General features: G+C 59.6%; 12 protein-coding genes. 1 reads left to right on the top strand and 11 read right to left on the bottom strand.

The genetic code is table 11. The features are described 5' to 3' along the window. Positions 1 to 218 precede the first annotated feature (218 nt). The 7 genes from IF205_RS06450 to IF205_RS06420 all read right to left on the bottom strand — a co-directional run bounded on the left by IF205_RS06450 (position 219) and on the right by IF205_RS06420 (position 7,222). Positions 219 to 1,046: a beta-keto acid cleavage family enzyme gene (locus tag IF205_RS06450; protein WP_259782472.1), complete on the bottom strand. Its 828-nt coding sequence runs from the start codon at positions 1,044 to 1,046 to the stop codon at positions 219 to 221. After that, positions 1,046 to 2,383, bottom strand: a complete 1,338-nt coding sequence (locus IF205_RS06445; protein ID WP_259782471.1) for an aspartate aminotransferase family protein — start codon at positions 2,381 to 2,383, stop codon at positions 1,046 to 1,048. Before IF205_RS06445 ends, IF205_RS06450 begins: the two co-directional genes overlap by 1 nt. Before the next feature lie 127 nt (positions 2,384 to 2,510). Further along, positions 2,511 to 3,446 carry a transcriptional regulator GcvA gene (gene gcvA / locus IF205_RS06440; protein WP_259782470.1) on the bottom strand — a complete coding sequence of 312 codons (936 nt, stop codon included), beginning with the start codon at positions 3,444 to 3,446 and terminating at the stop codon, positions 2,511 to 2,513. Then, the gene (locus IF205_RS06435; protein ID WP_259782469.1) at positions 3,447 to 4,106 is read right to left on the bottom strand and encodes an ABC-type transport auxiliary lipoprotein family protein; all 660 of its coding nucleotides are present in this window, start codon (positions 4,104 to 4,106) and stop codon (positions 3,447 to 3,449) included. Between the two features lie 8 nt (positions 4,107 to 4,114). After that, the gene (locus IF205_RS06430; RefSeq protein ID WP_259782468.1) at positions 4,115 to 5,290 is read right to left on the bottom strand and encodes an MCE family protein; all 1,176 of its coding nucleotides are present in this window, start codon (positions 5,288 to 5,290) and stop codon (positions 4,115 to 4,117) included. A 4-nt stretch (positions 5,291 to 5,294) separates the two neighbouring features. Next, entirely contained in the window at positions 5,295 to 6,080 is a 786-nt protein-coding gene (locus IF205_RS06425) for an ABC transporter ATP-binding protein (protein WP_259782467.1), read from the bottom strand. Further along, on the bottom strand, positions 6,080 to 7,222 hold the full coding sequence (locus IF205_RS06420) for an MlaE family ABC transporter permease (protein WP_259782466.1): 1,143 nt from the start codon (positions 7,220 to 7,222) through the stop codon (positions 6,080 to 6,082). Before IF205_RS06420 ends, IF205_RS06425 begins: the two co-directional genes overlap by 1 nt. Before the next feature lie 126 nt (positions 7,223 to 7,348). Between IF205_RS06420 and IF205_RS06415 the strand changes: the two genes are divergently transcribed. Further along, entirely contained in the window at positions 7,349 to 7,864 is a 516-nt protein-coding gene (locus IF205_RS06415; protein ID WP_259782465.1) for an adenine phosphoribosyltransferase, read from the top strand. Between the two features lie 19 nt (positions 7,865 to 7,883). Here the strand turns inward: IF205_RS06415 and IF205_RS06410 are convergent, their stop codons facing one another. From IF205_RS06410 to IF205_RS06395, 4 genes are read right to left on the bottom strand one after another with little or no spacing between them, the layout of a single operon-like run. After that, positions 7,884 to 9,116 carry an amidase gene (locus IF205_RS06410; protein WP_259782464.1) on the bottom strand — a complete coding sequence of 411 codons (1,233 nt, stop codon included), beginning with the start codon at positions 9,114 to 9,116 and terminating at the stop codon, positions 7,884 to 7,886. 24 nt (positions 9,117 to 9,140) lie between these two features. Next, the gene (locus IF205_RS06405) at positions 9,141 to 9,314 is read right to left on the bottom strand and encodes a hypothetical protein (RefSeq protein WP_259782463.1); all 174 of its coding nucleotides are present in this window, start codon (positions 9,312 to 9,314) and stop codon (positions 9,141 to 9,143) included. A gap of 51 nt (positions 9,315 to 9,365) precedes the next feature. Further along, positions 9,366 to 10,685 carry an HlyD family type I secretion periplasmic adaptor subunit gene (locus tag IF205_RS06400; protein ID WP_259782462.1) on the bottom strand — a complete coding sequence of 440 codons (1,320 nt, stop codon included), beginning with the start codon at positions 10,683 to 10,685 and terminating at the stop codon, positions 9,366 to 9,368. Between the two features lie 33 nt (positions 10,686 to 10,718). Then, on the bottom strand, positions 10,719 to 13,244 hold the full coding sequence (locus tag IF205_RS06395) for a type I secretion system permease/ATPase (RefSeq protein WP_259782461.1): 2,526 nt from the start codon (positions 13,242 to 13,244) through the stop codon (positions 10,719 to 10,721). Between the last annotated feature and the right edge of the window lie 61 nt (positions 13,245 to 13,305).

The raw sequence follows: 13,305 nt of genomic DNA, 5'->3' as shown, positions 1-13,305 counted from the left end.
CATCAGCCTAGTTGAGTCGCCTATTTCAACGTTGAAACGCCGGGAGAGACCCCGTGATTACGAGAGCGCTCCCGATATCAGGCCTAATTGCCTGCGGCAACTCATTTTTTGCGTTCTACAATCCACTGTTCAGACTATGCCCCCATGTCCAAACAAAGGTCAACAACCTCCCGTTCCCCGTTTTGGTATCGTCTCGGCCAAACTCAGGCCATTCGCCCCTAAAGCCCCAGAATTTTCCGCGCCTCTGCCGGGCTTGCGACATGTCGCCCCATCAGGCCCGCCTGATCCGCCACCTGGGCGACGAGCCCCGCATTCCCGGACGCCACATCTCCATTGGCGAGCCGCATATTGTTTTCAAAACCAACCCGGCAATGCCCGCCGAGCCCCGCCGCCGTCACGGCACAGGCCCCTTCCAGCGGCCCAAAGGCACACATCGCCCAGTCCGATATGCTGTCCCCGGCCTCCGCCAGGAAGGGCAGCAGGTCGGTCGGTTGCGACGTCTGCCCCGCGCTGTACCGGCCAAGGACATAGAGCACAAAAGGCCGTCCCCCCGGGATCACGCCCGCCGCACGTAACCGGTTGAACCGGGCCACATCCTCGGCGGAGTAGAGAATATATTGCGGACTGATCCCGCTGTTATGAAGCCAGCCGAAAAACTTGCCTGCGATCTCTTCATGGGCATCATCGGGGCACAGCTCCCGCACCGCCAGCGACACCGCCTCCGGTTCCAGTTCCTGCACCATCGCCATCTGCTGTGCCGGGGTATAGATACCGACGGCTTCGGTCGTGACCTGGATGATCAGGTCCCCGCCAACGCGGGCACGAATGGCATCTATCGCAGCCCGATAGGCGGACACGTCCAGACTGTGTTTCTGATCCTCATCGCGCACATGCAGATGGATCATCGACGCCCCGGCATCCAGACAGCGCGCCGCCGTCTCCGCCAGTTCCTCCGGTGTGATCGGCAGGGCGGGATGGTCCGCCTTGGTCTTGCGCGCACCATTGGGCGCAACGGCAATAATCAAAGGGCTGCGGTCGTCCTGCATTACGCGACTTTCGCCTCCACCAGCGCTGCATCCAGGGCAACGCCCAACTTGTCGACGATCTCGTCCACATGCTGTTCGGTCATGATAAAGGGCGGCGCCAGAAGGATATGATTGCCACGACGGCCATCAATGGTGCCGCCCCCGGGGTAACAGATAAGGCCAACGCTCATCGCGGCCGACTTGACGAAGCTGTGGATGTTGAACCCGGGATCAATAGGCTCCTTGCTGGCCTTGTCGGCCACAAGTTCCACCCCACGGAACAGGCCACGTCCGCGAATATCCCCCACATAGGCGTGATCATCGAAACGTTCGTGCAGGGCCTTGTCCAGCAGGTCGCCCATACGGACCACATTTGCCAGCAGGTCTTCTTCCTCAATCGCCTTTTGCACGGCAAGGGCCGCCGCACAGGCGGTCGGATGGCCCATATAGGTATGGCCATGCTGGAAAAAGCCGGTGCCGTCATAGATCGACTGATAGATTTCATGACTGCAGAGCATCGCGCCAATCGGCTGGTAACCCGCGCCCAGCCCCTTGGCCACCGCAATGATATCCGGACGCACGCCGTCCTGTTCACAGGCAAACAAGGTGCCCGTCCGGCCCATACCGCACATGACCTCGTCCAGGATCAGCAGAACGCCGTATTTGTCACAGATTTCGCGGATGCGTTTGAAATAACCCGGCACCGGTGCAAGCGCCCCCGCCGTGGCCCCGACCACCGGTTCCGCCACAAAGGCAATGACCGTTTCCGGCCCGACGGCCAGCAGACGGTCTTCCAGCTCATTGGCGACACGCAGGCCATATTCTTCTTCCGTCTCGTCGACCCGCTGGTCGCGATAGGCATAACAGGGGCTGACATGTTCGCCATCGACCAGGATCGGTTTAAAAGGCGCACGCCGCCATTCATTGCCGCCAACGGCAAGCGCACCCATCGTATTGCCGTGGTAACTCTGGCGGCGTGCGATAAAGGTCCTGCGCTGGCCCTCCCCTTTTTCGACAAAATACTGGCGGGCCAGCTTCAACGAGGCTTCCACGGCCTCGGAGCCGCCGGACAGGAGGTAGACATGTTCGATCCCCTCCGGGGCTTTCCCCACCAGGAAATCCGCCAGTTCCTCGGCAGCTTCCGTCGTGAAAAAGCCGGTATGCGCAAAGGCCAGCTTGTCCACCTGATCCTTGATCGCCTGGATCACACGGGCATGGGAATGCCCCAGACAGGAAACCGCCGCGCCCCCGGAGGCGTCCAGATAGCGTTTTCCCTGACTGTCGATGATATAGGGGCCATCGCCCTTAACGGCCACAGGCGGCAGGTTGTGAGTATGCCTGTGAAACACATGCGTCATTTTCGCAAATCCCATTCCCATGAAAGCCCGCGGCAGGCAGGCTAAACTGAGTTAGGGTATAGAATTTATGCTTTTTCGCACAATCGAAAAAAACTAGCCAGCTATGTGAGTTTAACTCACAGACTTCTCAGGTTTGATTGGTCGCCAGAAAGTCATGGGGGTCAAAGCCTTCACCGCCATAGGCAGCCGCCTCGCGGGTGATCCAGTCGCGGAAGGCAACGATCCTGGCATCATCCGACAGGGCTTTGGGATAATAGAGATAATAGGCATTGCGCCCGCGCAGGACATGATCAAAAGGCAGGACCAGCCGCCCCGCCTGCAATTCCTGGGCGGCAAGCACACTGCCTGCGGCAATCACCCCCTGTCCATTGACCGCCGCCTGCAGGGCCAGCAGGGAATCCGCATAGAAATAGCCATATGACAAATCCACATCAGTCACCCCCATCTTGGCCAGCAGGACCCGCCACGCAGAGCCGTCATCGTCATGGATCAGCTTGTGCCCCCGCAAATCCTCCGGCACCGCCAGCGATGGTCCGTCCAGGAGCAGCTTCGGAGAACAGGCGCAGAAGGTATCCACCGACAGCAGTCTCTCCATCACTGCATCCGGATAGCTGGCCGTGCCCCAGCGGATCGCCATATCTGCATTTTCATGTGCAAACCCCTCGAACCGACGGCTGGGCATCAGATTTACCGTGATATCCGGGAAGGCCTGCTGGAACCCCGTCAGCCTCGGGATCAGCCAAAGCGCGGCAAAAGCAGCGGTGACATTGATGGAAAGCGTTTGCTCCCCACTTCGACGACGCAGGCGGGCCGTCGTTTCCTCAACCCGGTCCAGCACGTCACGCGCCATCTCGAAAAACTCGCGCCCCGCCGCATTCAACTGCACGCCCCCACCGGACCGCCGGAAAACCGGCTGGTCCAGATATTCCTCCAGCAGTTTGATCTGACGGCTGACCGCGCCATGGGTCACATGCAACTCCTCCGCTGCCCTGGTAAAACCACCAAGCCGCGCCGAAGCCTCAAAGGCACGCAATGCATTCAATGGGGGAAGTTTGCGGGGCATCTATCGCCCGGCCCTATCGCGAACCTTCTCCCCCTGCCGCAACGTCCAATGCACGGTTTCCTTGAGGACCTTGCCAAGGGCTTCATCATAGGCCTGCACGACGGAAACCATATCGGTGTTCTTCGCACGCACGACGCCTTCCATCGTCTCTGAGCCGACGATCGCGCGTTGCGGCATTTTGATCAGCTTCACATTGAGGCGCACACGCACGCGCGGCGGGGTGCCTTTCGGCAGGGTTCGGCCTGCATCGTCATAATATTCCGCCTGGAATTCGCGTAGTTCGGTGCTGAGCAGGAAGTCGGAACGCAGGCCGATGGTCTGGCGGCCCACCGCCAGTATCTTGCCCGAATTTTCAAAGCTTTCGATCAATAGAGTCTGGATCAGCTTGGGTGACGCATCGGTCCAGGCGGCGCGGCTGTAATATTCCAGTTCCCGGGCGTTCTGCTGAAGCGCGATCCGCGAGGACGAAATGCCCGCGGCGGAAATCGGCGTATCAATCAGCAACTGCCAGTCAACCGCTGGCAGATCCTCGCGGAAAGTGCTTTTGGGCGACAGGACGAAGATGCGCGCTGGCTCACCGGACCCCGGCAGGTCCAGGGAACAGCCCGAAACGAAAGCGGCCAATCCGAAAGCCAGAATCAGGTGCACCGCTCTTTTCATCGAAATCCTCATTCTGCTTCAAACCCCTTTTGCGTGTCCCCAAAGAAGAACCGTGCCGGGTCCCGTTCTATTTCCGCTGTGATCCGGTTCAGGCTGCCAACCAGCGTGCGCATTTCGCCCATCAGCTGGGTGAATTCCATCAGGCCGGACCCGGCAAAATGGCTGACCGAGTCCCGGTTATCGGAAATAATCCCCTCCGCCTCGCCAGCGGCGGATGCCACGCTGTCGGCGGCGGTGCGGAAACTGTTGGCCGCCTTGCGAAGTTCGCCGGTGACCTGTTTCAGTTCCGCCATGGTCGCGCGGGCGGAACGTGCGGTCGGCCCAACCTCCGGCTTCAGTTCAGCCGCCAGCCCGCCAAACTCCTGCAGCGTGGCATCGGCAGTTTTCAGGGTCGGTTCCGCCGCCTTCGCCGCCTTGGAAATATCCTGCGTCATAACCTGCGCGTCGGCAATCAGGGCGCGACCTTCACCGATCGTGGCCTCCACATCCTGTGCAATCCTGTCGCTGCGCCCGGCGAAGGACTTCATGATTTTCTCGGCTTCCGCACTGGCGTTGCGCAGGGCAACCATTGTGCTGGAGGCCTCCGCCAGCACCGATTGCAGGTCGGTGGAACTGTCCTTCAGCGCACCGGTAAACTCATTCACATTGGCGAGCGCATTGGTCACATTCTGCTGGTTTTCCGGGCGCAGGATCATGTTGGCGCGATCCACCAGGGCAATGAAACGGTTGATCAGTTCCGGGGCCTGATCAAAGACGGCCTGCAACTGCGAGGGACGTGAGGCAATGACCGGATGTTCCTGGCCTGCCGTCTTGCGCAACAAGGGGGCCTCATTCGTGCCACCGCGTAAATCCACATAGCCGACACCGGTCAGCCCCTGATATTCAAGACTGGCAACGGTGTCTTCCTTGATCGGCGTATCATCCGGCACTTCGATCGTCACGCGGACCTGTTCGACATTATCCTTGTTGATGCCGATATCGGTCACAACACCGACCGGTACACCGCTGTAACGCACGGTATTACCCACCTGCAGCCCCGTGACGGAACCTTCGAAAAAGATGTCATAGGCCTGGACCTTGCGGTCCACATCCACGTCTGCCAGCCAGACGACAGAGGCAACCAGCCCCACGAGAATGGCCAGAACAAAAGACCCGACCACAATGTAATTCGCCCTGGTTTCCATATTTCTATCCCCCGTTACTCATTCCGGCCACCGCCCGTGCCCTGGGACCGTGGAAATAGGCCTGTATCCAGGGATGCTTGTCCTGCATATGGTCGGCCATGGTTGCAACACGGATACGCCGGTCGACCAACACCGCAATGCGGTCGCAGATTGCCGCCAGGCTGTCCAGGTCATGGGTCACCATGAAAACCGTCAGCCCCAGACTGGATTGCAGGTCCCGGATCAACTGGTCGAAATCCGCCGCCCCGATGGGGTCCAGCCCGGCTGTGGGCTCGTCCAGGAACAGCACCTCCGGGTCGAGCGCCAGCGCCCGCGCCAGTCCCGCCCTTTTACGCATCCCGCCCGACAGTTGCGACGGCAGTTTACCGGCGGCGTCCTGCGGCAGACCGACCATCGCAATCTTCAGGGAAGCAATCTCGTCCAGCAGCCTCGGCGGCAGGTTCATATGTTCCCGCAAGGGCGCCTGGATATTCTCCGCCACGGTGAGCGAGGAAAACAGCGCCCCATCCTGAAACAATACCCCGACACGGGTTCGCAAGGTTTCCTTCGCCCGCACGGACAGGGACCAGACGTCCTCACCCAACAATTCGATCCGGCCCGCCGTCGGTCGTTGCAGCCCGATAATGGTCCGAAGCAATACAGATTTACCCGTCCCGGAGCCACCGACCACGCCCAGCACCTCGCCACGCCGGACATCCAGGTCCAGCCCCTCATGCACCACCTGACGGCCGAACTGGTTCTTCAGCCCACGGATGCAAATCACACTGTCTTTTGGCTGCTGCTCTGCCATCAGCGTATCCCCAGAATGGAAAAGAGCACCGAGAAGACGGCGGTTGCCACAATCACCAGAACGATGGATTCCACCACCGATTTGGTGGTCAGCTTGCCCACACTTTCCGCGCTGCGCTGAACCTTGAGGCCCTCATAACATCCCACCAGCGCAATGATCACCGCGTGGACAGGCGCCTTCACCATGCCTATCAGGAAGTCCTTGACCGTTACCGCATCATGCAATTGGCGGAGAAACTGGCTGACAGAGATATCCAGGGCCAGCATGGCGGAAACCGCCCCGCCCAGAATACCGCATATATCCGCAAAGAATGTCAGCAACGGCAGAGTGATTAGCAGGGCCAGGATACGCGGCAGAACCAGAACCTCCACCGGGTCCAACCCCAGGGTCAGCATCGCATCAACCTCTTCGTTCACCTTCATGGTGCCGATCTGGGCAGTAAAGGCGGACCCGGACCGGCCTGCCAGCAGGATCGCGGTGATCAGAACACCCGCCTCCTGCAGGACCGTCAGGCCGATCAGGTTGACGGTCAGCACTTCTGCCCCGAATTTCTTGAACTGGTCCGCCATCAGATAGGTCAGCACCACCCCGATCAGGAACTGCAACAGCCCCACGATCAGCATCGCGTTCAAGCCCGTCTGTTCGATCTGCGTAATCAGCGCCTTGGGCCGCAATCGTTTGGGATGCAGAAGGGCCTGCCCGAAGGTGACCGTTACCATGCCGAGGAAATTCAGGAGGTCCCGCCCTTCCTTGGCGGCCTCCACCGTTGCCCGTCCCAGGCGTTCCACCAAACCGATCCAACTGCCACGGGGCGGGTAGGTAATCTCCGCGGGCGCGTCTTCCGCCGCCCGACGCGCAAGCACCAGCAGCGGACGGAACCGTTCGGGCAAATCGCCCAACAGTCCATCCCAGTCCACATCCCTTAATGTAGATGCCACTCGCTGCAACAGCATCGCGCCGGTCGTGTCCATGCTGGAAATGCCCGTCAGATCGAGACGGCAGGTGTCCCCCTCCGGTCGCAAGGCAGACTCCACTGCTTTCTCCAGCGCCGCCCCGTATCGAACCGTCCAAACGCCGCCTGCCACCAGTACCGTCTGTGCGCCCTCACCTTCCAGACGCAACCATCCGCATTCACCTGTCACTGGTCGGAATCCCGTTCCACCAAACCTCTGTCTCCACATACCGCGCCCATAAACAGGCCGATTGCAACCTGCGCCTGTGGCCTCTAAATTATGGACCAATGCATTATCTAAAGGATGTTAATCCCGATGGACCTTAAAGACCATATCCGTACAGTACCCGATTTCCCAAAACCGGGTATTCTTTTCTATGATATTTCAACATTGTTAGGTCATGCAGAGGCATGGCGGCATTGCATCGAAAGCCTCTCTGAAATCATACGCCGCTGGGAACCGGACCTGCTGGTCGGCATCGAATCCCGTGGTTTTCTGACAGCCGCCCCCTTGGCACTGGAGCTTGATGTGGGCTTCACCATGGTGCGCAAGAAAGGCAAGCTGCCGGGTGACACCATCGCCCATGTCTATGACCTGGAATACGGCACGGATACGGTTGAAATCCAGGCAGATGCCATCCAGCCCGGCCAGAAGGTCGTCATCCTGGATGACCTGCTTGCCACGGGCGGCACCCTGCAGGCTTCCGTTGAATTGATCCGCAAGGTCGGCGGCAATGTTTGCGGCGCGGCCTGCATTATCGAGCTGAACGGCCTTGGCGGTCGCGACGGCCTTGATATTCCGTTTGAGGCGCTGATCAGCTACGACGTTTGATCCGCAGCAGTCCTTGCGGTCACACCCGCAAGGATGCCAGTCCATTGGGAGCTGCCCCGGCCAGCCGGGCGGCAATGGTCAACAGCAGCTCATCACACCCCTTGGCCGCGATCAGCGACAGCCCGACCGGACAGCCGTCAACCTTCCCCAAAGGCAGGGAGATTTGCGGCACACCGGACAGGCCTGCGATCCCGGTCAACTGAAGAGCACGATAGCGGAAGGATTCCAGGGCCGCGGCATCCTGTCCCTTTTCCGGCGCGGGGCCCGGTGCGGTCGGAATGACGAGGACCGTCCTGGTTTTCAACAACCGGTTAGTCTTGTCGGCAATGTTCTGACGAAGGGCATTGGCCTCTGCCCACTGGGCTTCCGTGATGGTCGAGGTCCAATGCAGGCGTTCCCCCAGTCCGGGGCCGAATTCGGGATTATTCGCCTCAACCCAGGCCCCGTGATTTTTCCAGATTTCACGCCCCTGGCAGACACGGAACGGCATGAACCAGTCTTCCAGGGCCTCATCCCCCGACAGGTCGAAGGTAATCGCCTCTCCCATCAAACGCTGCAGGGCCTCCACGCCGGACTGCAAGGCCGCTGCCGTTTCACTGTCGGCCAGGGCCCAGAAGTCCATCGGCAGGGCCAATTCGTAATTGGCCGGATCATCGACTTTCCAATTCACGAATAACACGCGTCCGACCCGCTCCATCAGATCAGGGTCTCGGGCAAACCAGCCAACCGTGTCAAAGCTCTGCGCCAGCGGGATAACACCCTGCCGGGAGATCCGGTCATGCGTAGTGCGCAGCCCGTAGAGGCCACAATAGGATGCAGGAACCCGCACAGACCCACCGGTATCCGTGCCCAACGCAAAGTCGACGACGCCCGCCGCAGCAGCCGTGGCAGAGCCGCTGCTGCTGCCACCTGGAATACGGCCCGGCGCATTGGGATTCAATGGTGTGCCGTAATGAAAATTCTCTCCATTCAGGGAATAGGCCAACTCATCCATATGGGCGCGCCCACGAAGGCGCACGCCATCCATGAGAAGCCGTTCCAGGCAGGCTGCCGTATCGCGGGCCGGACCATGCGTCGCCCGCCAGGCGGGATTGCCGAAACCGGTGACCTGTCCCTCGATATCAAAGATATCCTTCACCGCGCATGTCCGCCCCGCCAGCATTCCTTCCCGGGTCCAGCTCAGCTCCATATCGGGGTCAATAAAAGCATTCAGCCGACCGATATCGGCCGTCAGATCACCACGACTACCCATGCAAACACCCTCTCAACAACGCCTTTACTGAACTTTTGAACAGACGACCACCGCGCGGTGCGAAGAAACCGGGCTGCGGTTGAATTGCTCCACATAGGCTGCCCGGCCGCTCTCGCACAAGGCTTCGGTCTTATACGGTATTGAATAGGTATCCGACGTACCGGAACTCAAAATGGTAATGATCAGGACCCAGACCATCTTACCCTCCTGTTTTTCGGGGCCGAAGATCACGGCCCCACAGCAGAAAGCTTAACGCTCCCGAAGCGCGTTTTCCATGCCTTTGCGGATCGGCTTCAACAGATAGTCCAGAACCGTTTTGCGGCCGGTCAGGATATCCACCTGTGCAGTCATACCAGCGCGGATCGGTTTATCTTCACCCAGACTGTTGTCCTCCGTGCGCAGGCGGATGCGGTAATAGGTCTCCCCCTGTTCATCGGTAATGGTGTCGGGGCTGATATCCGTCAGGGTCGCTTTGAGCCCGCCATAGATCGAATAGTCATAGGCACTGACCTTGACCACAGCAGGCAAACCCGGCCAAAGCTGTGCCCGGTCCGCAGGACGAATGCGGGCCTCCACCAACAGCGTATCTTCCGACGGTACGATTTCGACCAGATCATCCCCCGGGCGGACAACGCCGCCGACGGTATTATTCATAATCTGCTTCACCGTCCCATGGACCGGAGAGCGTACATCCGTTCGCACGACCCGGTCCGTCCCGGCGATAATCTCTTCCTCCAGACGGGAGGCCGCAACGGATGCCTCGTTCAGCTTTTCCTGCGCTTCCGTGCGGAAGGACTGTTTCTTTTCCTCGATACGACCTGCCGCTTCGGCCAATTGGGTGCGTGTTCGCGGGATGGCGACCTCGACACCGCTGATGCTGGCATTCAGGTCCTGTACCTTCTGTTCCACCCGCAGCAAATCAAGCTTGGGAGCGACACCCTGTTCCACCAGCGGTTTCAGCAGGTTCATTTCCTTCTGGGTGATGGCCTTGCTCTTACGGAGCTGGTTGACCCGCGCCGTCATCTCCTGCAGTTCCTGCTGTTTCTGCTTGCGCTGGTTAGAGAGGATTCGGACCTGTTGCGCCAACTGCGAGCGGCGCGCCTCGAACAGATGCTGTTCCTGTTCCGCATCGCCCGGCGCTTCCTGCAAAACATCACTGTCGAAGGTGATATCTTCCTTGCCCGCCACTTCGGCGCGCAACCGCGCGATCTGGGCGCGCAGGTTCAGATATTGTTTCCGCTTTTCCTGCAGATTGGATTCGGCAGTCGTATTCTCGATACGAAGCAGGACTTCGCCCTTCTTAACATTCTGCCCCTCGGTCACCAGAATATCGGAGATAATGCCGCCTTCCAGATGCTGCACCGTCTTGGTCTGGCCACTGGGAATGATCTTGCCCTGACCACGGGTGACTTCGTCTACCTCTGCCACATAGGCCCAGCCAAAGAAGACCGTGAACACGAGAACAATGGAAAAAAGCAGCAGATGCGCAACGCGGCTGACCCCGCGACCGGCAAACGCGCCCATCTCGCTGTCTGCGATATCCTTTTCCCAGCTTCGATTTTCGCTCATTTTCGCGATTGATCCTTACACTTGCAGCCCGCGCTATACCTTGGCCGTCTGAATGCGGCCACTGGCCAGGGCTTCCATGACATCCGCCTTCGGCCCGTCGGCGACAACCCGGCCGCCATCCATCACGATCAACCGGTCCACCAGGTTCAGCAATGAACTGCGGTGGGTCACCATCAGCAGCGTCTTGTTGCCAAGAATTGTATTCAGGCGCGCCTTGAAGCGGCTTTCTGTCGTGTTATCCATAGAGCTGGTCGGTTCATCCAGCATCAGGATCGGCGGCTGCAACAAAAGGGCCCTGGCAACAGAGACCGCCTGACGCTGGCCGCCGGACAGATTCGCCCCGCGCTCGCCGACCGGCATATCCAGCCCCAGGGGATGTTTGGAGGCAAATTCCTCAACCCCCGAAATTCGCGATGCCCGGAGGATGGAGGCATCGTCAACGCCCTGCGCGCCAAGCGCGATATTGTCTTTCACCGACCCGAAGAAGAGATAGACATCCTGCGCCACGACACCGACATTGCGTCGCAGGTCCGCCGGGTCCAACTGGCGTGTGTCGGTACCGTCGATCATGACGGCGCCCTCCGTCGGATCGTAGAGCCCCATGATCAGGCGTTCCAGGGTGCTTTTGCCGGAGCCGATCCGACCGATAATGCCGACCTTCTCTCCTGCCTCAATAGAGAAACTGACATCCGTCAACGCCTCGGTCTGCGCGCCGGGATAGGTGAAGGAAACATTCTTGAATTCAATATTGCCAGCAAAATTGGGGCGGCTGACGAAGTTACGCCCTTTTGGCCGTTCCACCGGCGTCTTCATCATCTGGTCCAGGGCCTCCAGAGACTGGCGGGCCTGATGGAAGCGCGTGGCAATCCCGGCAATCTGCGACAGGGGCGCCAGTGCGCGGCCTGAGAGAATGGTACAGGCGACAAGAGCGCCCACCGTCATCTCACCAGCCTGGATTTGATAGACACCGACAACGACCACACCGACCGTCACCATCTGCATCGCCGTTCCGGAGAAAAGCATGGCCACCTGCGACCAGCGTGTCGCCAGCATGGCGGACCGGGCGGTCTTGTTGACGAAGATTTCCCAGGCACGCTGCATCCGGCCCTCGGCACCGGTGAGCTTGATGGTCTCAATCCCGCTGATCGCCTCAACCAGGATAGCGTGTTTCTGCTGGGCTTCACGGTGGGTTTCCTGCGTGACCCTGCGCATGGGAATCTGCATGATCAGCCCGACGATGACGACCATGACAACGACGCTGGCCGGAACGAGGACAATATAGATATTGCCCACGATATAAACGATGCCCAGGAACAGGAAGATGAAGGGCAGGTCAATTACCGTGGTCAACGTCGAGGAAGTGAAGAATTCCCGAAGGTTCTCAAACTCCCTCATGGAGTTGGCCAATGCCCCCGCTGATTGCGGACGATAGGGCATTTTCATTCCCAGCATCTGCTGGAACAATCGGGCGGCAATCCGCGTATCGGCGGTCTTGCCCGCCACATCCACCAGATAACTTCGCAACAGCTTCAGCAGGAAATCAAAGCTGAAGACCATCACCACGCCAATCGCCAGAACCCACAGTGTCTCTTCTGCAAAGTTAGGGACGACACGGTCATAAACATTCATGACGAAAAGCGGACTGGCGATCACAAACATGTTGATCAGCAGGGCGGCCAGCACAACTTCGGCATAGACCGGCCAGGATTTGAAAAGCGTCGCCCAGAACCATCCCCGGGGGTCCTCGACCCGCTCTTCCTCCGCACGGCTGTCGTAGAGGAATTCCGGCCGGGCGAACAGGGCGTAACCGATATATTCTTCCGCCAGTTCGCTATAGCTGACCTCCCGGCTGCCGCCGCCCATTTCCGGCAACAGGATGGTCGCCTTTTCCCCGTGTTTCAGATGGGTCAGCACTGCCGCGCGCTGGCCTTTCAGCAACAGCACACAGGGCAATGTCAGCCGGGATATCGCATCAAGATTATACTGCTGCATCCGCGCCGTGATACCGGCACGGCCAGCGGCGCGCACAAACAGGTCCGGGGTCAGGTGACCGTCGTCCAGGGGAAGCCCCGCCGTCAACGCATCCGCCGACATGGGCCGGTCCAACAAATTGCAAAGAATGGTCAGACAGCCCAGCAACGGATCATCATGCAGCGTGGGTGTGGGGCGGACATGCCAACTGGGTCCATGCCCGCGGCGATCCTCACCATTCGGCGCGCCTTCGACTTCGGCACCGTCGGTCTTTTCTTGCGGTGCCCGGCGGTCAAAGACAGTATCGCGGCCACTGCGCTCTTCAAGCACGGCCTCGCGGCTTTCGCGATCCAGTTCCTTGGTGATTTCCTGTAGATCCGCGCGCAGCAGGTCCCGTGGACCTTTCCCGGCATTCCGATCCGCCATCACCGGCGGCGACGCCAGAATTCCATCATCAGTTTCAGGCGCGTCGGCCTTCTGGGAGCTGGCAGCCTTCTGGGACTTACCTCGGGCCGCCGGTTTCCTGGCAGTGGCCTTTTTCGGTTGCGCGATATCGTCTTGCGCCAAAGTTACACCTTTCTCAGTCACGAGAAAAAACGAGCCCCTTGAAAATAATCCAAAATTTCCGGCGATCCCAAACAAAAACAAG

This window comes from Aestuariispira ectoiniformans (assembly GCF_025136295.1).
In the GTDB taxonomy this organism is placed as follows: domain Bacteria; phylum Pseudomonadota; class Alphaproteobacteria; order UBA8366; family Aestuariispiraceae; genus Aestuariispira_A; species Aestuariispira_A ectoiniformans.
This window is presented reverse-complemented; position numbering and strand designations above follow the sequence as displayed.

Coding starts and splice junctions, on each gene's coding strand:
- IF205_RS06450 (WP_259782472.1), bottom strand. CDS start 1,046: ATGCAGGACGACCGCAGCCCTTTGATTATTGCCGTTGCGCCCAATGGT.
- IF205_RS06445 (WP_259782471.1), bottom strand. CDS start 2,383: ATGACGCATGTGTTTCACAGGCATACTCACAACCTGCCGCCTGTGGCC.
- gcvA (WP_259782470.1), bottom strand. CDS start 3,446: ATGCCCCGCAAACTTCCCCCATTGAATGCATTGCGTGCCTTTGAGGCT.
- IF205_RS06435 (WP_259782469.1), bottom strand. CDS start 4,106: ATGAAAAGAGCGGTGCACCTGATTCTGGCTTTCGGATTGGCCGCTTTC.
- IF205_RS06430 (WP_259782468.1), bottom strand. CDS start 5,290: ATGGAAACCAGGGCGAATTACATTGTGGTCGGGTCTTTTGTTCTGGCC.
- IF205_RS06425 (WP_259782467.1), bottom strand. CDS start 6,080: ATGGCAGAGCAGCAGCCAAAAGACAGTGTGATTTGCATCCGTGGGCTG.
- IF205_RS06415 (WP_259782465.1), top strand. CDS start 7,349: ATGGACCTTAAAGACCATATCCGTACAGTACCCGATTTCCCAAAACCG.
- IF205_RS06410 (WP_259782464.1), bottom strand. CDS start 9,116: ATGGGTAGTCGTGGTGATCTGACGGCCGATATCGGTCGGCTGAATGCT.
- IF205_RS06405 (WP_259782463.1), bottom strand. CDS start 9,314: ATGGTCTGGGTCCTGATCATTACCATTTTGAGTTCCGGTACGTCGGAT.
- IF205_RS06400 (WP_259782462.1), bottom strand. CDS start 10,685: ATGAGCGAAAATCGAAGCTGGGAAAAGGATATCGCAGACAGCGAGATG.